This is a genomic window from Mycolicibacterium vulneris (assembly GCF_002104765.1).
Lineage (GTDB): Bacteria > Actinomycetota > Actinomycetes > Mycobacteriales > Mycobacteriaceae > Mycobacterium > Mycobacterium vulneris.
In genome coordinates this window covers 264,826-286,629 of the sequence record NZ_NCXM01000001.1, presented here as the reverse complement: position 1 = coordinate 286,629, position 21,804 = coordinate 264,826, and the positions used below count along the sequence as shown (strand labels likewise).

The following is a 21,804-nucleotide window of genomic DNA, read 5'->3' as shown; positions in this document are numbered from 1 at the left end:
TTTAACTGTCTAATTACGCCCGAGCAGCTGTAGAGCCGCATCGACGGCCAACGCCGGCACGTTCAACGTCTTGGACCGCAGATCGTGGCGGGCACTGGCAATCTCGACGACGGCGGTCGTTCCAGTGATCAACGCGGCGGCGGCACGCAGTTCGTCGGGCGTGCCGAACGGATCCGAGGTGCCGTGCGTGAATACCGTCGGCACCGTAATGTCGGGCAGGTGCTCGGTGCGGGCGCGTTCGGGTTTGCCCGGGGGATGCACCGGATAGGAGAACAGCGTCAGCACGTCCACCGCGGCCTCCCCGGCCGCAACCACCATGGACGTCTGCCGCCCGCCATAGGAATGTCCACCGGCGATCAGCGGGCCGTCGGCAAGGCCGCGGCACAGCGTGATGGCCTCGACGATGCCGGCCCGGTCGGTGCCGGCCGAACCCGAGGGCGGGCCGCTGGGCCGGCGGCGGCGGTAGGGCAGGTTGTAGCGCACCGCCAGCCAGCCGCGCTGCGCCCATTCGTCGCAAACCTGTTGCAGCAGAACGGAATCTCGGTTGCCGCCGGCGCCGTGGGTCAGGACCACTATTCCTTTTGGGCCGCGCTTATGGTCGCCTACGGGTTCGTGCGCGATGCCCGCGATCTGATCGAGGTTCATGCGATCATGACAGCCGAAACAGTGGGGAGACGGGGCCGTGGCCACGGCCCAGCGGGTAGGCGGCGCGCAGGCATTCGGTGACCCATCGCTTGCCGAACTCGACCGCCTCGGGCACGGCGAAGTCGTGCGCCAGCGCGCACGCCACGGCGCTGGCGAGCGTGTCGCCACCGCCGTGGTCGTTGCCGGTCGCGATGCGCTCCGCGTCGAACTCGTGGAAATCGGCGCCGTCGTAGAGCAGGTCGCAGCTGCGATCCGATGACCGCAGGTGACCTCCCTTGACCAGAACCCACTGCGGGCCCAGCGCGTGCAGCGCCTTGGCGGCCGCCCGCTGCGACGCCGGGTCCACCACATCGATGTCGACCAGCAGCCGCACCTCGTCCAGGTTCGGTGTCACCAGCGTCGCCAACGGAAACAGTTGGTCGCGAAGCGAATCCAGGGCGGCCGGCGCCATCAGCGCATCGCCGTGCATGGAAGCCGCCACCGGGTCGACGACGAGCGGAACCGTCAACCCGAGCCGGCGCCAGGTGGTAGCCACGGTGTCGATGATGCGCGGGGACGCCAGCATCCCGGTCTTGGCGGACTGGATGCCGATGTCGCCGGCTACGGCTTCGATCTGGCCGGCGACGACATCACCGGGTACCTCGTGAAAACTCTGCACGCCCAACGTGTTCTGCACTGTCACCGCGGTGACCGCGACGCAAGCGTGCACCCCCAGCAGCGCCATCGTGCGCATGTCGGCTTCGATGCCCGCGCCGCCCCCGGAGTCCGATCCGGCAATGGACAGCACCCGCCGCGGCGTCGTGCCCGGCGCAGGCAGCGGCAGGAATGTCACTGGGCCAGCGGTAGATACACCCGGTTGCCCTGCTCGGCGAACTCGCGCGACTTCTCCGCCATGCCCTCGGACATGGCCGCCTCGATCGCTTCCTCGCTGTCCAGGCCGTGTTTGGCGGCATAGTCGCGGACATCCTGGGTAATGCGCATCGAGCAGAACTTCGGGCCGCACATCGAGCAGAAGTGCGCGGTCTTGGCGGGTTCGGCCGGCAGCGTCTCGTCGTGGTACTCCCGCGCGGTGTCCGGGTCGAGCGACAGCGCGAACTGGTCGTTCCACCGGAACTCGAACCGCGCCGTCGACAGCGCGTTGTCGCGCTCCTGCGCGTGCGGGTGCCCCTTGGCCAGATCGCCTGCGTGCGCGGCGATCTTGTAGGCGATCACCCCGTCCTTGACGTCCTTGCGGTCCGGCAGCCCCAGGTGTTCCTTGGGCGTCACGTAGCAGAGCATTGCGGTGCCGGCCTGGGCGATAATGGCCGCGCCGATCGCCGACGTGATGTGGTCATAGGCCGGCGCGATGTCGGTGGCCAGCGGGCCCAGCGTGTAGAACGGGGCCTCCTCGCACCACTCCTCTTCCAGCCGCACGTTCTCGACGATCTTGTGCATCGGGACGTGGCCCGGACCCTCGATCATCACCTGCACGCCATGGGATTTCGCGATCTTGGTCAGTTCGCCCAGGGTGCGCAACTCGGCGAACTGCGCGGCGTCGTTGGCGTCGGCGATCGAGCCCGGCCGCAGCCCGTCGCCGAGGGAGAAGGTGACGTCGTAGCGGGCGAAGATCTCGCAAAGCTCGTCGAAGTTCGTGTACAAGAACGATTCCCGGTGATGCGCCAGGCACCAGGCCGCCATGATCGAGCCGCCGCGGGACACGATGCCGGTGACCCGCTTGGCGGTGAGCGGCACGTAGCGCAGCAGCACACCGGCGTGCACGGTCATGTAGTCCACGCCCTGCTCGCACTGCTCGATCACGGTGTCGCGGTAGAGCTCCCAGGTCAGCTCGGTCGGGTCGCCTTTGGTCTTTTCCAGCGCCTGGTAGATCGGCACGGTGCCGACCGGCACCGGCGAGTTGCGCAGGATCCACTCACGGGTTTCGTGGATGTTCTTGCCGGTGGACAGGTCCATGATGGTGTCGGCGCCCCACCGGGTGGCCCACACCATCTTGTCGACCTCCTCGGCGATCGAGGACGTCACCGCCGAGTTGCCGATGTTTGCGTTCACTTTGGTTGCAAACGCCTTGCCGATGATCATCGGCTCGATCTCGGGGTGGTTGTGGTTGGCCGGGATCACCGCGCGGCCCCGCGCGACCTCGTCGCGCACCAGCTCGGCGGGCATGCCCTCGCGGGCGGCGATGTAAGCCATCTCGGCGGTGATCTCGCCGGCGCGGGCGCGCTGCAGCTGGGTGCCGCGATCGCGGATCACCCCGGGCCGCGCCGGCAGTCCGGCCGTCAGATCGATCGTCGCGTCCGGATCGGTGTAGGGCCCCGAGGTGTCGTACAGGTCGAAGTCGTCGCCGGTGGACAGGTGCACGCGCCGCAGCGGCACCCGCAGGGTCACGCCGTCCGGACCCTCGATCTCGTGGTAGGCCTTGCTGCTACCCGCGATCGGGCCGGTGGTCACCGACGCGTCGACGATTCCGGAAAGGACATCAGTCATTTTTCATCTCCCTACGCCGGCATTACCCGGTCAGGTTCGTACGGTCGACGGCCCCGAGCCGTCCTCTCAGCGCACTCGGCGTGCGCTCCCGCGTCATGTGGATGGGTCCGCACGCGACGTTACCCCCACCCCGGACCGAGTGACATGGTTGACAGCCTTTTCCGCCCGGGGAGGTAGCCGAGGGCAATCCCGTAGTGGAAAAATGCAGACGTGCAACAGCGCAGGCGAACAGGGGAATCGTCATCCAATGGGGACGGTGCGCGATTTTCCGAGCCGATTGACCCGGCCCCTGGATATCTGAACGTCGGCGCGTTCCGCTTCTGGTTCGTCGGGCAACGCTGGGAATGGTCCGACGAGGTCGCCAGAATGCACGGCTACGAACCGGGGGAGGTCGTGCCGACGACCAAACTGCTGTTGTCGCACAAGCATCCCGACGACCGCGCGCATGTGCAGGAGCTGCTCGACCACGCCCTGCAGTCCGAGGAGTCGTTCTCGAGCAGGCACCGGTTCATCGACACCGCGGGCGCGGTGCACGACGCGATCGTCGTCGCCGACCGCATGCTGGACGAGTCGGGCGCCGTGCGGGGCACCGAGGGTTACTACATCGACCTCACCAACACGTTCGACGAGGCCCGCCAGGAGGTGCTCGACGAGGCGCTGCCGGACCTGTTCGAGAGCCGCGCGGCCATCGAACAGGCCAAGGGCGTGCTGATGTACGTGTACCGGGTCAGCGCCGAGCACGCGTTTCGCGTGCTGCAGTGGCGGTCGCAGGAAACCAATGTGAAACTGCGTGCCCTGGCCAAGCAGCTGCTCGCCGAAGCGACCACCCTGCCGGCACCGGTGGCCGCCCTGCAAAGTCAGTTCGACCATTTGCTGCTGACCGTGCACGAGAGGATTCCTCGCGAGCCCACTGGGTAACCAACGAATCGGTAAACGAGCAGTTCGGGTACGGGTTAATCTCTGGGGGTCTGCGATGCGCGACCGTGCATCCCCGCCGCTCATCGGGCTTAGCGGCTGCAGATCCCGACGTAGGCTGCGGCGAAAGGCATGAAGTTGTTGGCGGTCGAGCACGAGGCCCACGACGACGTAGTGATCGTGAGCGTGAAAGGCGATGTCGACTCCAGTACCGTCGGTGAGCTCACCGCTCACCTGAGCACCGCGCTCGAGCTCGCCTCGGCGCAGCCGGTCCGACCGGTGGTGATCGACTTGCAGGCTGTTGATTTCTTCGGCAGCGCGGCGTTGAACGCGGTGCTCGACTGTCACGAGGATGCGAAATCCGGCGGAACGTCGGTTCGGCTGGTCGCCGAACACGACCAGGTACTGCGACCGATCCAGGTCACCGAGTTGGACCGGATCTTCGAGATTTACCCGACGCTGGCCGCGGCGTTGCAACGAAGACGACAGTGATGGAGTCGCGACTGCCGGCTGACCTGGCCGCTGCTGTTTCGTTGGGCGGCGAGATGGGCCGGCGGTTCGCCGAATACGACTGGGACAGTCATCCGCTGGGGCCGCCGCGGAACTGGCCCGGCGAGATGCGGGCGGCCGTCGCAACGACGCTGGCGTCGCGGTTCCCGCTGGTGCTGTGGCTGGGCACCGAGGACCTGTTCGTGGTTTACAACGACGCCTATATCGAGATCCTCGGCGACAAGCACCCGTCCGCCCTGGGTCAGCCCGGCCGCGACGTGTGGTGGGACATCTGGGACTCGATCGGGTCGATGCTGGCCGGCGTCGTCGCCTCCGGCGAGGCGACCTGGTCACGAGACCTGATGCTGGCGATGGTGACCGCCGGACGGCGCGTCGAAAGGTTCTTTACCTTCACCTACAGCCCGCTGATGGGCGCCGACGGCAAGCCGTTCGGTATCTTCTGCCCCTCGTATGAGACCACCGATCGAGTGTTGAGCGAGCGCCGCCTGCATTTGCTCAACACCATCGCCTCGGCGATCGTCGAGAGCCGCAGCATCGATGACGCGGTCGGCGTCGCGGTCAGGGTGTGCGCATCGCAGCCCGCCGACCTGTCGTTCATCGCCGTGTACGCCGCCGGCGAGACCGGGGACGTCACGTTGCGCGGTGCGACGCCCTCGGTCCTGGCGCTGCTACCCGGCGAACTGGCGCAGCTGACCGACTGGGATGCGGCGACGCGGTCCCGGGCAGAGGGGCAGGTCATCGAGGACCTTGCAGACGCGATCCCCGGCATCGACGAGGTCCTGGGCGCCGATTGCCCGCGGCAGATGCTGGTGTTGCCGCTGGGGGAGGCCTCGACCGCGGGCGCTTTGGTGATCGGAGCCAGCCCGCGGCGCCCCCTCGACACGCAGTTTCACGGCTTCTGTCAGTTGCTGGCCGACCAATTGACGTCAACATTCGCCTCGATCGTTTCCTACGAGCAGGAACGGCACCGAGCCGATGCGCTGGCCGAATTGGACCGGGCGAAGACAGCATTCTTGACCAATGTCAGCCACGAGTTCCGCACCCCGCTGACCCTCCTGCTCGGACCGCTGGACGACGCGCTGTCCGACGCCGCGCCGGAAAGCGTTCTCGCGGAGCGGATTACCACCGCGGGACGCAACGCGCGCCGTCTGCAGCGCCTGGTGGACTCGCTGCTCGACTTCTCCCGCATTGAGGCCGGCCGGGCCAACGCGAAGCTGGTGCGCACCGACGTCGGCGCGCTCACCGCGCAGATCGCGTCGTCGTTCACCGAGCTGTGTCACCGGGCGGGGCTCGAGCTCGAGCTGGACTGCGCGCCGGCCCTGGCCGACGTCGATCCCGGCATGTGGGAAACGATTCTTCTCAACCTGCTGTCCAATGCCGTCAAATACACGCTGCGAGGCACGATTTCGGTGCAGGTACGCACCGAGGCTGGGGACTGCGTGATCGCCGTGCGCGACACCGGGGTCGGGATCGGCGCCGAGGATCTGAAGCTGTTGTTCGAGCGCTTCTACCGGGTCGACAACGTTCGTGGCCGCAGCGTCGAGGGCACCGGGATCGGTTTGTCTCTGGTCCGGGGCCTGGTTGATTTGCACCGCGGCACGGTGCAAATCGACAGCGAGTTGGACCGCGGGACGACCGTGACCATCCGGGTGCCGCGATCAATTTCGGGCGCGGTCGTCGACCCGTCGCCCGCGGGACCCGATGAGACCAACCCGTACGTCGCCGAGGCCAGTCAGTGGGTGATGACGGCCGTCGAACCCGTCGCCGCCGAGCCCGGGAGGGCCCGCCAACTGGTGCTGATCGCCGACGACAACGCCGACATGCGCGCGCATCTGGACCGGGTGCTGTCGGTCCGCTGGGAGACGGCTCTGGTCGGCGACGGCGAGTCAGCGCTGGCGGCAACGCGGAACCTGCGCCCGGACGCGATCGTCACCGATGTGATGATGCCCGGGCTCGACGGCTTCGGATTCGTCGCCGCCATACGCGCCGACCCGGAATTGGCGGCGACGCCGATTTTGATGTTGTCCGCCCGCGCCGGCGCCGAGGCCGTCAACGAGGGCTACGCCGGCGGGGCCGACGACTACCTGCCCAAGCCGTTCCGGTCCCAAGAGCTGATCGATCGGGTGGCGTCGAGGTTGTCTGCCGTTGGCCGTGAGCGTGACCGGCAGCGTCGCGAGGCACAGTCGGGCCTGGCCGCTGACCTGGTGCACCTCGACTCGGCGCTGCAGGGCGCCGGCTCGGTCGGCGAAATCATGGACGCCCTGCTGGCTTCCTCCCTCGGCTCGGGCGACGCCGGTGCGGTCGCGATCGGAGTCGTCGACGGCGAGCAGTCTGTGCGGTTCGAGTACGCCGGCGATCTGCCCTCGGAGTTCCGCGACCGCTACCACGTCGTCGCCCTCGACGCCCCGCTGATCGGCGCCGATGTCGTGCGCACCGGTGAGTCGATGGTCGTCGCCGACACGTTTGAGCTGCCCCCGCGCTACGAGCACGCCGTGGGGGACAGCGCCGCGAGCATCCGCGCCTGCGTGGCCCACCCGCTGCGGGATGGCTCCCACCGCATCATGGGTGTGCTCGCGTTGCTGTGGCCGGCTCCGCGCCAATTCGACGCCGCCGAACTCGAAGCGTTCGCCCGCATGGGCGAGCTGACCTCCTCGGCCCTGGAGCGGGTTCGCCTGATGGCCCGCGAACACGAGATCGCCATCGACTTCCAAGAGCACCTCCTCGACCTGGATCGCGGCTCCACTGCGGCGGTCGTGTCGGCCGTCTACCAGCCGGCCGGGGAAGCGATGCGGGTCGGCGGTGACTGGTATTCGGTCACCCCGCTGGACCACCCCGGCAGGATCGCGATATCGGTCGGCGACGTGGTCGGACACGGCCTGGCCGCGGCGATCGTGATGAGCAGGCTGCGTGCCGCGGTCGCCGCCTCCGCGCTCACCGCGGGTGAGCCGGACGCGGTGCTGGGCGCGCTGGACCGATACGGTGCCAGCGTCGACGGTGCGCGGTGCGCGACGGTGGCCTATGCGCAGATCGACACCGAGGGCCGTGACGGCGCCGCAACTGTCAGCTACAGCTGCGCCGGGCACCCGTACCCACTGCTGGTGCTGCCCGACGGGCGGGCGGTCTATCTGGAATCCGGCCGGCGTGCCCCGGTGTCGGTGACGAGAAACGGCGCCCACGCCCCGGCGGGCGAACCGCCCGGCGACACCGCGACGGCCGACCTGCCGGCGGGCGGGCTGATCCTGCTCTACACCGATGGACTCATCGAACGGCCCGGCGAGACGCTCGACGACGGATTCGACCGGCTGCAGACGGCCGCGGCGCAGTGCGCCGGCCTGCCGGTGGAACAGATCTGCGCGGAGTTGCTGTCCCGGATGGCCCCGCCGTCCGGCTACCGCGACGACGTCGTGGTGCTCGCGTTGCGGCCGAGCCACGTCGCAGCGGGCAGTTTCGCCACCGTGGTGCCGGCCGCACCCGCTCAGATCCCCGTCGCGCGCGAACAGCTGCGGGATTGGCTGAACACCATCGTCGTCGTGCCGCGTCGCGAGACGGACATCCTGCTGGCAACCGGTGAAGCAGTCACCAACGCGATCGAGCACGGCAGCCGCAATGAGCCACGTCAGACGGTGTCCATCGAGGCCTTCCTGCATCAGGGCACTGTCGCGGTCACCGTCAGCGACACCGGGCGGTGGGTCGGCGATTCGTCGGCTAGCCTGCGCAGCCGCCGCCGCGGCCGCGGGCTCACGCTGATGAGCGGATTGGCCGACAACGTGGAAACGCTGCGTACCCCGGCCGGCACCCGGGTCACCCTGCGCTTCGACGACGCCGTCGGGGGGAGCCCGGCGGCGAGCTGACCGGCTAGGCCTCCTCCATCGCCTCGCCGAGCTCCTCCAGCAGCTTGTTGTGGTGGCTGCTTGCCAAAAAGTGTCCGGCGGCGATGACCAGGGCCACCGGCCAGTCGATGAGTTCTAGGGCCGCCAGGGCCGCCAACCCGCCGAAGTACGCCAGCTGCTCTGGCCTGGGGATTTCCACCTGGCCAACCGCTGGCAGGTTAACCACAAAAGTTTCGGCCTCGCGGATCTTCTCCACCGCCTCGCGCTGGGGAGTGCCGCGCCGCGACTTCTTTTCCGCCATCATTTGCCTTTCGGTAACGAAGGGTTTCCCGTCTCGCCGGGTCGTGCGTTCACCGTCGGTCTTATGTCGACGATGACTGACGCCGGGGGCGATCCGCTAGTTTCATCGTTCGCTTTGGTGCTGAAAGTGCCGCTAGTCGAACTCTATGCGCTGTTGTGGCGCGTCGGGGTCGTCGAGATTCGGCACAGCGATGGGGCGTCTCGTCGCGGTGCGAAGGCGCCGTCCCGGACGGTTCGGGGTCCGATCTGCCCGGATCCGTCCGCTCACGAGACGGATCGCGTTGCGCGATGGACATCTCGGCAGGTAGCCCCGGCATGCGGGACCAAACGACCGGCTGATCAGCGGCGGCTCGCCTAGTTGGTGCTGCGCAACCCCGTGGTGCCCGCCCGGCGTCCTGCCGTTTTCTTGGCCGTTGACTTGCTGGCGGCCTTCGCGGGCGCCGGTTTCTCCGGCGCCGGCTCCACCGGCACCGCTTTGAGATTCGCCTTGGCCGCGGGCGGCTCGCCGTTTTGTCTGTGGCTCAACCTCTGGATCAGCAGGGCGCTGCCCCCGACCGCCAGCAGCACCGGCCATTCGACCAATCCGGCGACGCCGAGCGCGCCGAAGGCCAGGGCGGCCGCGGGCGCCGAGTGGCTCCCGCTGCTCATGCCGCGCTTGACGCCCTCCGCCGCTCCGGTCACGCCGCCGATGACTCCGTTGACCGCCGCGCCACCCACGGCACCGGCGGCCGCGGTCGTCGCGGTCGCCGCGCGGTTCACCGCCTGACTCACGCCTCGGACTGCTCCGCCGATGACACTCATGATGACTCCCTGCTTGTGCTGCTGAATATCCAAAGCCTGCCACCTTGCCATGGCGCAGACAACGAGAAGCCGGATCAAATTTGCCTGAGCTTGACGTCGTGTTGAATTTCGTTCGGCCGTTGAGGCCGTGGCTAGTCGCGCCTCACGTCGATGAGCACTGGTGCGTGATCGCTGGCCGCTTTGCCTTTACGTTCTTCGCGGACGATCTGCGCGTCGGTCACGCGGCCCGCCAAAGCCGGTGAGCCCAGGATGAAATCGATGCGCATGCCCTGTCGCTTCGGGAACCGCAGCTGGGTGTAGTCCCAATACGTGTAGACCCCGGGACCCGGCGCGAACGGGCGTACCACGTCGGTGAATTGCGCCTTGACGATGGCCTCGAACGCCCGGCGCTCCGGCTCCGAGACGTGCGTGGCGCCGGCAAAGAACTCCATACTCCAGACGTCGTCGTCTTGCGGGGCGATGTTCCAGTCGCCGGCCAGTGCGATTGCGGCGGTGGGATCGTCGCGCAGCCAACCTTCCGCCGAATCACGGAGTGCGGCAAGCCATTCGAGTTTGTACGTGTAGTGCGGATCGCCCAGGGCGCGCCCGTTGGGAATGTAGAGGCTCCACATCCGGACCCCGCCGCACGTGGCGGCCAGGGCGCGGGCCTCCGCGGTGGCGGCGACTTCTGACTTGCTGCTCCAGGTGGGCTGGCCGTCGAATCCGATCTGCACATCGTCGAGGCCGACCCGCGACGCGATCGCCACGCCGTTCCACTGATTGAAACCGACGTGGGCCACCTCGTAGCCGAGTTCGAAGAACGGCAACGTGGGGAACTGGCTGTCCGAGCATTTGGTTTCCTGCATGGCCAGCACGTCGACGTCGGCGCGGGCCAGCCAGTCGATGACGCGGGGCAGGCGGCTGCGGATCGAGTTGACGTTCCAGGTGGCCAGCCGCAGCGGCCTGCCGCCGCCAATCGGGTCGCCGCCGTCAATCGTTCCGTCGGGCATGGCTAGACGCTATCCCAGCCGCCGGGGCGCACCGGGAAGTAGCGGCGGCGGTGATGCAGCCGGAATCCCAGCGCCGCGGCAAGCGTCGTCGCGCCGGCGTCGGGCACCCGCAGGTAGCCGCGCGTCGCGCCGCGCCAGGCGCCCCACGCCAGCAACGCCTCGCACAAGTCCACCGCCGTCCCCTCGTCGGCGTGGTCCGCGTAGCGCACGCACGAGATGCCCACCCAGCGCGCGCCATCGGGTGCGCCGGTCACCGCGGCGCGCGCGACCGCTGCGTCGCCGTGCCTGGCGAACGCGAGCTCGCCGTCGAGGACGGCGGTGAGCACGTCGACCGGAATGTCGCCGCCGGACATGCGCAGCCACGCGTCGTCGGGGCGCGCTGACAAGGCAACGGACGGGCCGACATCGCGGGCTGGCACGTCGGAAAGATCGCGCACCACAACCAGTTCCGTGCGTTCGCCGTTCAGTCCGGGCGGCGACGGCAGTATCCGGTCGGGAAGGGCCAGCCGGGGCGTCAGGCCGCGGCGTTCATACCAGTCGACGATCGCCGGGACGGCGCCCACCTGGGCCGAAAGATCCAGCGGCACTGCGGAATTGGCAGCGAGCCCAATGTCGTGGCCAGCCCGCAGCAGCCAGCCGTCCAACCAGGAGTGCTCCGCCCCCGGCCAGGCCGCGGCGGCGGCATGCTCGAGCGCGCGGATCTGCGAGGTGCGGATGGGGGTGTCGGTAAGCACCCGCAGCGCGATCGCGTCGGAGGGCGCGAATTCGACGACCGCGCCGGTCTTCGTCCGCACCCGCACCATCGGGTCGACCGCCAGCAGGTGGCCCACCGCATCGGTCAACGGCGGCACTGAACCGGCCGGGCGGCGGTAGCGAACCGTCACCCGGGTTCCCGGGTCGGGCCACGAAACCATCAGTGACCGAACGGGTCCGGTCCCTCGCCGGGCATCCAGGAGAGGCCGGGAACGCCCCAGTTGTGGGATTTGACGGCACGTTTCGCGCTGCGGGCGTGCCGGCCGATGAGGCGGTCCAGATAGAGGAAGCCGTCCAGGTGCCCGGTCTCGTGCTGCAGCATCCGCGCGAACAGGTCGTTGCCTTCGATGGTGACCGGCTGGCCGTCGGCGTCGAGTCCGGTGACGCGGGCCCACTTGGCGCGGCCGGTCGGGAACGACTCGCCGGGCACCGACAGGCAGCCCTCGTCGTCATTTTCCGGGTCGGGCATGGTCTCGGGTATCTCGGAGGTTTCCAGGACCGGGTTGACGACGACACCGCGCCGGCGCTCGGTGTGGCCCCGGTCGTCGGCGCAGTCGTAGACGAAGACCCGCTGGCCGACCCCGATCTGGTTGGCCGCCAGCCCCACCCCGTGCGCGGCATCCATGGTGTCGTACATGTTCGCGATCAACTCGGCCAGATCCGCCGGCAGTGAACCGTCGGCAGCGACCGGCACCGGCTGTGTCGGGGTATGCAGGACGGGATCTCCCACGATGCGGATCGGAACGACTGCCATGGTCGGCTAAGCTACCGCACGCCCGTGGGCTGCCCAGCCTGCGATCGGAGTCTGGGCAATCTTGGTCAATCGGCCGACTCGCGGGTCTGGATGACGGCTTGAGGGTTTGGCGCGTGTTTCAATAATCGCCGAAACAAGCCCATAGCTAAGTCAAGTCATTCGAGCAGTTCGGAATTCGCCGAAAGGGTCCAGGGGAAGCTATATGGACAGCGCCATGGCGCGGGCAAATCGATCGGGGGACGACTCTGAGATCGCAGATGGGCTGACCCGCCGCGAGCACGACATCCTGGCCTTCGAGCGCCAGTGGTGGAAGTTCGCGGGTGTGAAGGAAGACGCCATCAAGGAGTTGTTCTCGATGTCGGCGACGCGTTACTACCAAGTGCTCAACGCGCTCGTCGACCGGCCCGAGGCCCTGGCCGCCGACCCGATGCTGGTGAAAAGGCTGCGCCGGCTGCGCGCCAGCAGGCAGAAGGCACGTGCGGCGCGGCGCCTCGGCTTCGAGGTGACCTGACTCGTTACAGTAGGGCTCGATGAAAGAACGAGTTCCCGACTCCACTGGGCTGCCACTGCGGGCAATGGTGATGGTGCTGTTGTTCCTCGGTGTCATTTTCCTGCTGCTCGGTTGGCAGGCTCTGGGTTCTTCCGGGAGCTCTGACGACGATTCGGCGTCGGCGGTGTCCAGCACGAGCGCCGCCAGCTCGGCGTCGACATCCGCCACCAACAAGCCGGCGAGCACCCAGGCCGATGTGCAGATCTACAACATCTCCTCGAAAGAGGGTGTCGCCGCGCGCACCAAGGACCAGCTGACGTCCGCCGGATTCAAAGTCACCAAGGTCGACAACATGGCCGTGCCCGACGTCTCGGCCACCACGGTCTACTACACCGACGCCGGCGACGAGCACGCAACCGCCGATGCGGTGGGCAAGAATCTGGGCGCGCCGGTCGAACCGCGAATCCCCGCACTCAGTGGCGAGCCGCCGGGTGTCATCGTCCTTGTCGCGGGCTAGGTAGGCGATAGGCTGCTGGCTATGCGTACGCTGCCTCTGGTTCTGGCCGGTGGAGTCGTGCTGCTGGGTGCCTGCTCGTCACCCGAGCACGTGTCGTCGGTTCCGGGCACCACTCCCGCGATCTGGACCGGATCATCGTCGCCCTCGGCCGCCAAAGCTGCGGAGCCCGGGCCCGCGACCGCGCTGAGTATCACCACGCACCTGAAGGCGCCGGACGGCACCCAGGTCGCCACCGCGATGTTCGAATTCAGCAACGGCTACGCCACCGTCACCATCGAGACGACCGCCAACGGCGTGCTCACGCCGGGCTTCCACGATGTGCACATCCACCAGGTCGGCAAGTGCGAGCCCAACTCGGTCGCCCCGACCGGCGGCACGCCCGGCGACTTCCTGTCCGCCGGCGACCACTTCCAGGCGCCCGGGCACACCGCCGAGCCGGCCAGTGGAGCCCTGCCCTCCTTGCTGGTGCGCCAGGACGGCTCCGGCACGTTGATCACCACCACGGACGCGTTCGCCATGGAGGATCTAGTTGCCGGGCAGAAGACCGCGATCATCATTCACGCCGGTGCGGCCAACTCCGCCAACGCCGGAAGCAACAACCAGACCAATCCGGGCCCCAACGATATGACGATGAGTACCGGTGACCCCGGCAAGCGGGTGGCGTGCGGTGTCATCGGTGCCGGTTAGCAGGGCCAACACCCACATCGACTTCGCCCGTTCGCCACGGCCGACCCTCGGGGTCGAGTGGGAGTTCGCCCTCGTCGACGCGCACACCCGCGACCTGAGCAACGAGGCCACCGCGGTGATCGCCGAGATCGGCGAAAACCCGCGTGTACACAAGGAATTGCTGCGCAACACCGTCGAGGTGGTCACCGGCATCTGCCACTCCGCGGGCGAGGCCATGGAGGATCTGCGGCAGACCCTGGGCCCGGCGCGCCGCGTCGTGCGGGAGCGAGGCATGGAGCTGTTCTGCGCCGGCGCACACCCGTTCGCGCAGTGGACTTCTCAGAAGCTGACCGACGCCCCGCGCTACGCCGAACTGATCAAGCGCACCCAATGGTGGGGTCGGCAGATGCTGATCTGGGGTGTGCACGTGCACGTCGGCATCTCGTCGCCGAACAAGGTGATGCCGATCATGACATCGCTGCTGAACTACTACCCGCACCTGCTGGCGCTGTCGGCGTCGTCGCCGTGGTGGACGGGCGTGGACACCGGATACGCCAGCAACCGGGCGATGATGTTTCAGCAGCTGCCCACCGCGGGGCTGCCGTTTCAATTCCAGACATGGGCGGAATTCGAACGCTTCGTCTACGACCAGAAGAAGACCGGCATCATCGACCACGTCGACGAAGTGCGTTGGGACATCAGGCCTTCCCCGCATCTGGGCACGATCGAAATGCGGATCTGCGACGGCGTGTCCAACCTGCGCGAGCTGGGTGCGCTGGTCGCGCTGACGCACTGCCTGGTGGTCGATCTGGATCGCCGGCTGGAAGCCGACGAGTCGCTGCCGAGCATGCCGCCCTGGCATAACCAGGAGAACAAGTGGCGCGCCGCCCGCTATGGCCTGGACGCGGTGATCATCCTGGACGCCGACAGCAACGAGCGCTTGGTCACCGAGGATCTCGACGAGGTGCTGAACCGGCTGGAGCCGGTGGCCAGGAAGTTGAACTGTGTCGACGAGCTGGCCGCGGTGGCCGACATCCCCCGGCAGGGTGCCTCCTACCAGCGGCAGCGCCGGGTGGCCGAGGAACACGACGGCGACCTGCGTGCGGTGGTCGATGCGCTGGTGGCCGAACTGGAAATCTGATGACGGAACCCCTTGAGCTGGCAATGTTTCCGCTGGAATCGGCACTGCTGCCCGGCCAGGACCTGCCGTTGCGGATCTTCGAGCCGCGCTATGGCGCGCTGGTGCGGCACTGCATGGACACCGGCGACCCGTTCGGGGTGGTGCTGATCTCGCGCGGGCGTGAGGTCGGTGGCGGGGATGCGCGCTGCGACGTCGGCGTCCTGTCCCGGATCACCGAGTGCGCCGATCAAGGCGCCGGCCGTTACGTGCTGAATTGCCGCACCGGGGAACGCATTCGGGTGTCGGAGTGGCTGCCTGACGACCCGTATCCCCGGGCGAGGGTCACGACGTGGCCCGACGAGCCCGGCGATGCGGTGACGGACGATCAATTGCTCGACGTCGAAGACCGGGCCATGGCGCTGTTCGAGCGGATCGCGCAGGCGCGCGACATCAAGCTCCCGGGCCGCGAGGTGATCCTGGGCGACGACCGGGGCGGTCCGGCGGGAAAGCGACTGTTCGCGTTGGCATCTCGCATCCCGATCGGCACGGCCGATCGCTATTCGGTGCTGTCGGCGCCGACGGCCGCCGCCCGCCTCGTCGCGTTGCGCGAGGCCGTGGCAGCGGTCGCCGAGGTGGTGGAGTTTCAGCTTTCCGAATGACCGGGCAGGGTAAGGACGGGTGCATGAAGGTACAGCTTCAGGTCAGCGGTTCGCCGGCGCAGGCGGCGGCGAGTGCCGCCGAGATCGCCGCGACGGGCGCGGACGGGTTGTTCACCTTCGAGGGCCAGCACGACGTCTTCTTCCCGCTGCTGATCGCCGCCGGGACGACGGGCCTGGACCTGATGACCAACGTGGCGATCGCCCCGCCGCGCAGCCCGTTACACATGGCGCACTCCGCCTACGACCTACAGCTCTACAGCGGCGGCCGGTTCCGGCTCGGCCTCGGCTCGCAGATCAAGGTGCACATCGAGAAGCGTTATGGCAGCAGCTGGGACAGGCCCGCACCGCGGATGGCCGAAGCCATCGGCGCCATCAAGGCGATCTTCGCCGCGTGGGAAGGCAAGGCCCGCTTGGACTTCCGCGGTGAATTTTACACGCACACCATCATGGCGCCCAACTTCAATCCCGGCCCCAACCCCTTCGGACCGCCGCCGGTGCTGCTCGGAGCGCTGGGTCCGGTGATGACGCGCACCGCCGCCGAGGTTGCCGACGGCCTGTTGGTGATGCCGTTCAACAGCGCCCGTCATTTCGCCGAGCGCACCGTGCCCGCCATTGGTGAGGGGCTGCGCCGCTCGGGGCGGCCCTTGAGGGAGTTTCAGATCATCGCCCAGGCCATGGTGGCCGTCGGCCGCGACGAGGCCGACCTGGCGACCGCGATCGACGGGGTCGCCTCCCTCATCGCGTTTTACGGCTCCACGCCGGCGTACCTGCCCGTGCTGCAGGTCGAGGGTTGGGACGACGTCCAGCCCGAACTCAACGCGCTGTCCAAGCAGGGCCGCTTCGCCGAGATGCGTGGGCTGGTCACCGACGAGATGGTGGCCCGGATCGGGATCGTGGGAACGCCCGAGCAGTGTGCTGAGCAGATCGCCGCCCGGTTCGGTGAGCACGCCGACGAGGTGTGCTGTTACTTCCCGGGCTACACCCCCCGCCCCGCGGACGTCGCTGACATGATCGGTGCCCTGCACCGGGTGCCCGCGCTGCCATGAGCACCGACCTGACCGTCGAAATCGATTCGGGCGTCGCGGTACTCACGCTCAATCGGCCCGACCGTCTCAACGCCTACACCGCCGAGATGGGCGGGCTGCTGGGCCGCGCGTACCGGGAGTGCGACGAAAACGACGACGTCCGGGCCATCGTGCTGACCGGCGCCGGGCGCGCCTTCTGCGCGGGGGCCGATTTCTCCGGCGACGCAAGCCCGTTCGACGCACCCGCGGACGACGGCACGTTCTCGGCCTCGCCGATCACCCCGGCGGCGTTCGAGTTGCGCAAACCGGTGATCGCCGCGGTCAACGGCCACGCCATCGGCATCGGGCTGACCATCGCGCTGCAGGCCGACATCCGCATCGTCGCCGCGGACGCGAAATACGGTGTGGTGCAGGTTCGCCGGGGTGTGCTGCCCGACTGTATGGCGCACTGGACGCTGACCCAGTTGACCACCCTGGGGGTGGCCGCCGACATCCTGCTCACCGGGCGCACGTTCGGCGGTGCCGAGGCCGCCGCGCTCGGGGTCGCCAACCGAGCGTTGCCCGCCGAGCGGGTGCTCGACCACGCGCTGACCGTCGCCCGCGACATCGCGGTCAACGTGGCGCCGATGTCGGCGGCGCTGTGCAAGCGCCTGCTGTGGGACACCGCGATCAATCGCTACACGCCGCGACAGGTCGCCGCGCTCGAAACCCTTCTGCACGAACGGGTGATGGGCGGCGCCGATGCCGCTGAGGGCGTCGCCGCCTTCCTCGATCGCCGTGCGCCACGCTTCACCGCACAGCTGTCCCGCGAATGGACTCCGCTTCCCGAGCTATGAACCGGCGTCCGCGGTGAGCAACTCGGCCAATGCGGCACCGAGGTTGTGCAGGTTGGTATCGAGCGAATAGGTCCGGTCCAGAGTCCAGTTGAGGATGCCGCCGGACAGGGCGCCAACCATGATGTCCGCCAAGGTTTGTGCGTCGTGGCGCGGACTCACCTCTCCGCGCGCGACCCCCTCCTTGACCAGCTCGACAAACGTGTCGTGCAGGTTGGATCCGCGCTGGATGCCGTAGCCACTGGTGGCCAGCATTTCCCCGATCATCTCGCGGTAGGTGTCGCCCGATCCGGCCAGCGTCGCGGCGATGTCGTCGAACACACCCACAAGCCGCGCCGGGATCGCCTCGTCGGCGCGATCGAACACCACGTCGTGCAGGTTGACCAGCCGCTGCTCGGCCAGGGCGCGGACCATGTCCTGCCGGGTGGCGAAATGATTGAAGAACGTTCGGTTCGCCACGTCGGCGCGTTCGCAGATCTCCTCGATGGTGGTGGCCCCGACACCGTGATCCAAGAACAGATCGAAGGCGGCCGTCAGAATCCGCTCCCGCACCTCGCGCTTGCGTCGCTCGATCCTACTCATGCTGTGCCACAGAGCTTCTCGGAGAGGTCCCACAGTTCGGCGGCGCGCCGCTCGTCGCGGGCGTGCGGTGCCGCCGCGCTGACTGCGCAGTCTTCGAGGTAGAGGCCGCCGCGGCCGGCAAGTTCGGGGCTGACGGCGGCCCACACCTGGGTGGCCGCGCCTTGTTCGGGCATGACGAAGTCGAGGAAGCCGTCGGAGGGCTCGGGGCTGTTTTCGGCGGCGAACATACGCAGCTGCGAGAAGTCCTCGCGGGACATGTGGCGCGCGAGCGAGGTGGCCACCGTGCCGGGATGCACTGCGTGGCAGCGGATCCCGAAGTCGCACAGGCGCCGGTCGGCCTCCACCGCGTGCAGGACGTTCGCGGTCTTGGAGGCGCCGTAGGCGACGAACTTGTCGTACTCACGGCGCTCCCAGTTGGGATCGCCGAAGTCGAAGTCACCCATCACATGGCCGCCCGAGGACAGGATGACCACCCGGGCGTTCCCGGCCGCGGCGAGCTGGGGGACGAGCAGCCGGGTGAGTTCGAAGTGCCCGAAATGATTTGTCCCGATCTGTAATTCGAAGCCGTCCCGGGTGCGGCCGAATGGGGTGAACATGACGCCGGCGTTGTTCATCAGGACGTGCACCACCGGCGTGATGTCACCGATCGCGCTTGCCGCCGCGCGAACGCTGGATAGCGCTGTGAGGTCGAGCTGCACCGCAGAGGTCCGGGCGCCGGGTATCTCGGCCGCGATCCACTGGGCGGTCTCCGCGAGCGCATCGCGATTGCGGGCGGCCAGGATGACGTGCGCCCCCGCGGCCGCGAGCGCCCGGGCCGACTCGCGGCCCAGCCCCGACGACGCCCCGGTGATGACACATGTCTTGCCGGACAGGTCGATTCCATCGACGACGTCAAGTGCGGTGGGGCGGTCGGTCATGCCGGTGCGGCCTGCCACAGCGGGACGACGAAGCTCGGATCGCATTCCTCGTCGACGATCCATTTACACATCCGCCGGATCGGCTCGATGGCGTCCTGCGGCATGGCGAGTGCCACGCTGCAGGCATACCCCAGGCTGGTCAGTCGCTGCGCGCCGAACAACGGCAGGGTGTCGCGCAGCCGGCGCTTGAGCGATTCGGGGTAGATGCCGATGGTCTGCGTGTAGGCATTCACGGCGGCGGTCACCTTGTCGATGCTATCCACCGGAACGATGTTCGCGACCCGACCTGACAACATCGGCGAATAATCGACCGGTTCGTCGATTTGCGAGACGACGATGGCACCTTCGCGTTGCTCGCCGCCGACCACGCGATAGAAATCTTCTGCCATTCGCGAGGCCTCGACATGGTCGAGCAGTTCACGGTTGGGGTAGCGCGGCGCGGTGCTGATGACCGCGGGCAGGCGGACAAGTTCGCGGTAGATCAGTTCGCCGAGCCGGTTGGCGTTGGCCAGGCCCGCGGCGTCGGTTCCGGTGAGCACGTAGATGACCCGGGCGTTGGCACAGCCTTCCTGGTTGGCCACGCCGATGTCGATCGCCGCGCGGCGGGCCACCTCGCGCAGTGTCTCGTCGTCCGCGAATGCCTCTGCACCGATGATGGTCGAGCTGCGTTTGGGGTCCAGCGCGATCAGCTCCAGACCGGGTTGAATGTAGCGGGTCACGTGCCTGACCGACGCCAATCCGCCCCAGGCCACGATCTTTTCGATGTGGTGGGGCTGGTAAAGCGTCTCCTCGACGGCCAGATCGCCGCCCTTCCAGTAGCCGACGGCCAGATGTCTGGTGATCGGATGATCCGGTGCGACGTCGGCCAGGGTGCGGGCGATGGCGATCGCGGTGAGGGGATCGTTGGACGGCGCCTTGATGATGACGTCGGAGCGGGTGATCACCGAACGCAGGATGGTCACTGCCGAGACCAGGCCGCCGTTGCCCGCCGGGATGTGCAGCACGCGCGACCCGAAGGCACGCACCCGCAATTCACGGCCGTCGCTCAAGGTCTGCGGCACCCAACCGTTCAAGTAATCCAGCCCGACCTGGGTGTCGGCGATTTCGGTGACGTTGGTGCGGGAAAACAACGGGGGCAGAACGCGATAGCTGTTCTTGAGCATCTCCGCCGGCAACACGTTGGCAACCAACGAGGCCTCGTAGGCCTCCTGCAGGTGGGTGTTCGTTTCGAAGTTCAGCGCGTCGCCGAGGGCGGCGAGGACATCGAGGATCTCGTCGAAGCTCAGCTCGTAGAGGTCGCTCATCTGGCCGGGGCTTTTCAGCGGCAGGCGCTCGACGTGCTTGCTCATGTCCGGCGCCTGGAATTGCGAGGCGCCGATCCGGGTCGCGAATGGCACCAGGTCGTCGGTGATGACCCGGCCCCGCAGGAACAGTGGAACGGTGTACGCGATCACAGCTCCACGCCCTTCATGAAGTTGACCGCCTCGTCGTGCACCTCCTGTGTTGCGGCGCAGGTGATCCGGTCGTCCTCGACGTCCTGCTTCTCGCTGTAGCGGATGATGTCTTTCTCGAAGGCGACGCTGGCCTGCCCGCACGGACAGTGCAGATCCCAGTTGATCGTGACCTCGTCGCCGGAGATGACACCACCCCAGTGGGCACGCAGCAGGATGTCGTAGACGGCGGCGCGGCCGGTCTGCAGGCCGGTCCTGGGCAGCGGCTCGCTGGTATCGGGGTCCAGTACGAAAGGGATGACCCACGGCGCCACGTGGTAGCGGCCCTGGCTGCATCCCCAGTGGAAGGTGCTCGATTCGGAGAAGCCGTAACCGACCTGAATTCGGTCGACGCCGAGGAAGTCTCTGATGACGTCCATGAAATCGTTCGGCAGTGCAACGCCTTTCATGCCGCCGCCGGTGAGAATCGCCGAGTCGGGAGCGAAGACGTTGCGCACGCCGCGGTCCAGTCCGGCCTTGGCGATGTCGTACATCAGGTGGTAGGTGCCCAGCATGAACACCCGCTTGCCGCGCAGCTGGTCGGTGATGCGGGTGAAGAACGCGTCCATGTCCTCGGCCTGGCGCGCCTGCATCGCGATGAACTCGTCCTTGCGGGCGGCCAGCGCTGGATCGATCTCGAGCCGATCGAGTTCGCCGCGCGACGCCGCCGCACGCATCTTGGAGGCCAGGAACATCAAATCGGTGTCCACCGCAAAGGGATACAGCGCGTGAAATCTGGTCTCGTCGCCGCCGGTGAAACCCCGCTTGATCATATCGGCGATGCGCAGATGGCCGAGCTTGCCGCTGGCGAAGTTGGGCCACACCACGTCGACCGACGGGTTGAGCTCTGCCTCCGTCGGTTCGCGACCAAAAGTCTGAAATAGGCAGATCTTCCACAGCGTCATGCCTTCTTCGGCGCCGCGTTTGTCCTTGGGCAAGATCGAGATGGTACCGGTGGTGCCGCTGGAGGTGATGACCTCCAGGGGAGTCTGTTCGTCGAGACGGTCGATCCAGTCGTCGATCCCGGTGCAGCCGGTGGTGTCCACGCCGGCCAGGTCGTAGCTGGTGAGCTTGTCCAGCCACACGGTCATCAGGTCGAAGCGCTTCTTGTCGATCAGCGCCCCCGGGTAGGACTTGAAGGCGGTGTGCGAGAACAGCAGCGGCACAACGTCATTGAATTGACCGAGCGCACTGATGCCCAGTCGGTCGGCCAGCTTGCGCAGGATCTCGATGCTTTGGTAGTGCTCGGCGAAGCGGATGCGCATGGCCTGGCGCTGCAGCCCTTCCAGTTCGGTGCGGCCGATGCTGTGCATCTGCGTGTAGGACTGGCCGAAGAAGCCGATCGGATCGTTCATGAATTCATGCACGGGAAGTGCCGTGTTTTCCGTGACCGTCATCAGGGATTCCTCGATTCGTTGCCGCCCCTGAAAGGCCACCATAGCCACAATATGCAGTTGTAGGCAATATTGCAGTAAACTGCAAAACTAGGCTCGCGTCGCCGGGACGCAACCCCGGCGGGCGCTGCGG

Annotated in this window: 22 protein-coding genes, 1 pseudogene and 1 riboswitch; of the genes and pseudogenes, 11 read left to right on the top strand and 12 right to left on the bottom strand. The window is 67.6% G+C overall.

What is annotated here, in order from left to right:
- Positions 1-9: 9 nt before the first annotated feature.
- The 3 genes from B8W69_RS01365 to thiC all read right to left on the bottom strand — a co-directional run bounded on the left by B8W69_RS01365 (position 10) and on the right by thiC (position 3,126).
- Positions 10-645, bottom strand: coding sequence for an alpha/beta hydrolase family protein (locus B8W69_RS01365; protein ID WP_085288157.1), 636 nt, complete (start codon positions 643-645; stop codon positions 10-12).
- 4 nt (positions 646-649) lie between these two features.
- Positions 650-1,477: a bifunctional hydroxymethylpyrimidine kinase/phosphomethylpyrimidine kinase gene (thiD, locus tag B8W69_RS01360; protein ID WP_085288156.1), complete on the bottom strand. Its 828-nt coding sequence runs from the start codon at positions 1,475-1,477 to the stop codon at positions 650-652.
- Complete coding sequence (thiC, locus tag B8W69_RS01355) at positions 1,474-3,126, bottom strand: phosphomethylpyrimidine synthase ThiC (protein WP_085288155.1); 1,653 nt, start codon at positions 3,124-3,126, stop codon at positions 1,474-1,476. Before thiC ends, thiD begins: the two co-directional genes overlap by 4 nt.
- Positions 3,118-3,228: riboswitch (TPP riboswitch) on the bottom strand. (Overlaps the previous gene by 9 nt.)
- A 174-nt stretch (positions 3,229-3,402) precedes the next feature.
- On the opposite strand from thiC, the gene B8W69_RS01350 reads away from it, so the two are divergent.
- The 3 genes from B8W69_RS01350 (at position 3,403) to B8W69_RS01340 (ending at position 8,402) form a co-directional block, all read left to right on the top strand.
- Positions 3,403-4,044 (top strand): PAS and ANTAR domain-containing protein, encoded by a 642-nt coding sequence (locus tag B8W69_RS01350; protein ID WP_245843035.1) that lies wholly within the window; start codon positions 3,403-3,405, stop codon positions 4,042-4,044.
- A 129-nt stretch (positions 4,045-4,173) separates the two neighbouring features.
- Positions 4,174-4,533: an STAS domain-containing protein gene (locus B8W69_RS01345; protein WP_085288153.1), complete on the top strand. Its 360-nt coding sequence runs from the start codon at positions 4,174-4,176 to the stop codon at positions 4,531-4,533.
- Positions 4,533-8,402, top strand: a complete 3,870-nt coding sequence (locus B8W69_RS01340) for a SpoIIE family protein phosphatase (RefSeq protein WP_085288152.1) — start codon at positions 4,533-4,535, stop codon at positions 8,400-8,402. Before B8W69_RS01345 ends, B8W69_RS01340 begins: the two co-directional genes overlap by 1 nt.
- 4 nt (positions 8,403-8,406) lie before the next feature.
- Here B8W69_RS01340 and B8W69_RS01335 read toward each other — a convergent pair whose 3' ends face one another.
- On the bottom strand, positions 8,407-8,682 hold the full coding sequence (locus B8W69_RS01335) for a hypothetical protein (RefSeq protein WP_110881811.1): 276 nt from the start codon (positions 8,680-8,682) through the stop codon (positions 8,407-8,409).
- Positions 8,683-8,754: 72 nt separating this feature from the next.
- Between B8W69_RS01335 and B8W69_RS31155 the strand changes: the two are divergent.
- Positions 8,755-8,967: pseudogene (locus tag B8W69_RS31155) on the top strand (Rv1535 domain-containing protein); the annotation flags it as partial.
- Between the two features lie 68 nt (positions 8,968-9,035).
- Here the strand turns inward: B8W69_RS31155 and B8W69_RS01325 are convergent.
- The 4 genes from B8W69_RS01325 to B8W69_RS01310 form a co-directional block, all read right to left on the bottom strand.
- Positions 9,036-9,482, bottom strand: coding sequence for a hypothetical protein (locus B8W69_RS01325; protein ID WP_085288328.1), 447 nt, complete (start codon positions 9,480-9,482; stop codon positions 9,036-9,038).
- Positions 9,483-9,613: 131 nt separating this feature from the next.
- Positions 9,614-10,420 (bottom strand): exodeoxyribonuclease III, encoded by an 807-nt coding sequence (locus B8W69_RS01320; RefSeq protein ID WP_085288327.1) that lies wholly within the window; start codon positions 10,418-10,420, stop codon positions 9,614-9,616.
- Positions 10,421-10,473: 53 nt separating this feature from the next.
- Entirely contained in the window at positions 10,474-11,385 is a 912-nt protein-coding gene (locus B8W69_RS01315; protein WP_085288149.1) for an N-acetylglutamate synthase, CG3035 family, read from the bottom strand.
- The gene (locus B8W69_RS01310) at positions 11,385-11,978 is read right to left on the bottom strand and encodes a peptide deformylase (RefSeq protein WP_085288148.1); all 594 of its coding nucleotides are present in this window, start codon (positions 11,976-11,978) and stop codon (positions 11,385-11,387) included. The genes B8W69_RS01315 and B8W69_RS01310 overlap by 1 nt, the downstream gene beginning before the upstream one ends.
- A gap of 202 nt (positions 11,979-12,180) precedes the next feature.
- Here B8W69_RS01310 and napA point away from each other — a divergent pair, with 202 nt between their 5' ends.
- From napA to B8W69_RS01275, 7 genes are read left to right on the top strand one after another with little or no spacing between them, the layout of a single operon-like run.
- On the top strand, positions 12,181-12,489 hold the full coding sequence (gene napA, locus B8W69_RS01305) for a nucleoid-associated protein NapA (protein WP_007768412.1): 309 nt from the start codon (positions 12,181-12,183) through the stop codon (positions 12,487-12,489).
- Between the two features lie 19 nt (positions 12,490-12,508).
- Positions 12,509-12,985 (top strand): LytR C-terminal domain-containing protein, encoded by a 477-nt coding sequence (locus tag B8W69_RS01300; protein ID WP_085288147.1) that lies wholly within the window; start codon positions 12,509-12,511, stop codon positions 12,983-12,985.
- Positions 12,986-13,006: 21 nt separating this feature from the next.
- Positions 13,007-13,672: a superoxide dismutase[Cu-Zn] gene (gene sodC / locus B8W69_RS01295; protein ID WP_085288146.1), complete on the top strand. Its 666-nt coding sequence runs from the start codon at positions 13,007-13,009 to the stop codon at positions 13,670-13,672.
- A complete protein-coding gene (locus B8W69_RS01290; RefSeq protein ID WP_181447312.1) occupies positions 13,653-14,792 on the top strand; it encodes a glutamate--cysteine ligase in 1,140 nt (379 codons plus the stop codon). Before sodC ends, B8W69_RS01290 begins: the two co-directional genes overlap by 20 nt.
- Positions 14,792-15,430: an LON peptidase substrate-binding domain-containing protein gene (locus tag B8W69_RS01285; protein WP_085288144.1), complete on the top strand. Its 639-nt coding sequence runs from the start codon at positions 14,792-14,794 to the stop codon at positions 15,428-15,430. Before B8W69_RS01290 ends, B8W69_RS01285 begins: the two co-directional genes overlap by 1 nt.
- A 23-nt stretch (positions 15,431-15,453) precedes the next feature.
- Positions 15,454-16,476, top strand: coding sequence for a TIGR03617 family F420-dependent LLM class oxidoreductase (locus B8W69_RS01280; protein ID WP_085288143.1), 1,023 nt, complete (start codon positions 15,454-15,456; stop codon positions 16,474-16,476).
- Entirely contained in the window at positions 16,473-17,291 is an 819-nt protein-coding gene (locus tag B8W69_RS01275) for an enoyl-CoA hydratase/isomerase family protein (RefSeq protein WP_085288142.1), read from the top strand. The genes B8W69_RS01280 and B8W69_RS01275 overlap by 4 nt, the downstream gene beginning before the upstream one ends.
- Here the strand turns inward: B8W69_RS01275 and B8W69_RS01270 are convergent.
- Genes B8W69_RS01270 through B8W69_RS01255 form a run of 4 tightly spaced genes read right to left on the bottom strand, consistent with a single transcriptional unit; the run spans position 17,286 to position 21,674 of the window.
- Positions 17,286-17,870 (bottom strand): TetR/AcrR family transcriptional regulator, encoded by a 585-nt coding sequence (locus tag B8W69_RS01270; protein WP_085288141.1) that lies wholly within the window; start codon positions 17,868-17,870, stop codon positions 17,286-17,288. The genes B8W69_RS01275 and B8W69_RS01270 overlap by 6 nt on opposite strands.
- On the bottom strand, positions 17,867-18,787 hold the full coding sequence (locus B8W69_RS01265) for an SDR family NAD(P)-dependent oxidoreductase (protein ID WP_085288326.1): 921 nt from the start codon (positions 18,785-18,787) through the stop codon (positions 17,867-17,869). The genes B8W69_RS01270 and B8W69_RS01265 overlap by 4 nt, the downstream gene beginning before the upstream one ends.
- Positions 18,784-20,241, bottom strand: coding sequence for an acyl-CoA reductase (locus B8W69_RS01260; protein WP_085288140.1), 1,458 nt, complete (start codon positions 20,239-20,241; stop codon positions 18,784-18,786). The genes B8W69_RS01265 and B8W69_RS01260 overlap by 4 nt, the downstream gene beginning before the upstream one ends.
- Positions 20,238-21,674 (bottom strand): long-chain-fatty-acid--protein ligase, encoded by a 1,437-nt coding sequence (locus B8W69_RS01255; RefSeq protein ID WP_085288325.1) that lies wholly within the window; start codon positions 21,672-21,674, stop codon positions 20,238-20,240. The genes B8W69_RS01260 and B8W69_RS01255 overlap by 4 nt, the downstream gene beginning before the upstream one ends.
- Between the last annotated feature and the right edge of the window lie 130 nt (positions 21,675-21,804).

Bases quoted from the DNA above. Each gene is read 5' to 3' on its own strand.
- B8W69_RS01325 (WP_085288328.1), bottom strand. From the start codon at position 9,482: ATGAGTGTCATCGGCGGAGCAGTCCGAGGCGTGAGTCAGGCGGTGAAC.
- B8W69_RS01270 (WP_085288141.1), bottom strand. From the start codon at position 17,870: ATGAGTAGGATCGAGCGACGCAAGCGCGAGGTGCGGGAGCGGATTCTG.
- B8W69_RS01310 (WP_085288148.1), bottom strand. From the start codon at position 11,978: ATGGCAGTCGTTCCGATCCGCATCGTGGGAGATCCCGTCCTGCATACC.
- B8W69_RS01285 (WP_085288144.1), top strand. From the start codon at position 14,792: ATGACGGAACCCCTTGAGCTGGCAATGTTTCCGCTGGAATCGGCACTG.
- sodC (WP_085288146.1), top strand. From the start codon at position 13,007: ATGCGTACGCTGCCTCTGGTTCTGGCCGGTGGAGTCGTGCTGCTGGGT.
- B8W69_RS01365 (WP_085288157.1), bottom strand. From the start codon at position 645: ATGAACCTCGATCAGATCGCGGGCATCGCGCACGAACCCGTAGGCGAC.
- thiC (WP_085288155.1), bottom strand. From the start codon at position 3,126: ATGACTGATGTCCTTTCCGGAATCGTCGACGCGTCGGTGACCACCGGC.
- napA (WP_007768412.1), top strand. From the start codon at position 12,181: ATGGACAGCGCCATGGCGCGGGCAAATCGATCGGGGGACGACTCTGAG.
- B8W69_RS01275 (WP_085288142.1), top strand. From the start codon at position 16,473: ATGAGCACCGACCTGACCGTCGAAATCGATTCGGGCGTCGCGGTACTC.
- B8W69_RS01300 (WP_085288147.1), top strand. From the start codon at position 12,509: ATGAAAGAACGAGTTCCCGACTCCACTGGGCTGCCACTGCGGGCAATG.
- B8W69_RS01345 (WP_085288153.1), top strand. From the start codon at position 4,174: ATGAAGTTGTTGGCGGTCGAGCACGAGGCCCACGACGACGTAGTGATC.
- B8W69_RS01265 (WP_085288326.1), bottom strand. From the start codon at position 18,787: ATGACCGACCGCCCCACCGCACTTGACGTCGTCGATGGAATCGACCTG.
- B8W69_RS01315 (WP_085288149.1), bottom strand. From the start codon at position 11,385: ATGGTTTCGTGGCCCGACCCGGGAACCCGGGTGACGGTTCGCTACCGC.
- B8W69_RS01335 (WP_110881811.1), bottom strand. From the start codon at position 8,682: ATGGCGGAAAAGAAGTCGCGGCGCGGCACTCCCCAGCGCGAGGCGGTG.
- B8W69_RS01340 (WP_085288152.1), top strand. From the start codon at position 4,533: ATGGAGTCGCGACTGCCGGCTGACCTGGCCGCTGCTGTTTCGTTGGGC.
- B8W69_RS01255 (WP_085288325.1), bottom strand. From the start codon at position 21,674: ATGACGGTCACGGAAAACACGGCACTTCCCGTGCATGAATTCATGAAC.
- B8W69_RS01280 (WP_085288143.1), top strand. From the start codon at position 15,454: ATGAAGGTACAGCTTCAGGTCAGCGGTTCGCCGGCGCAGGCGGCGGCG.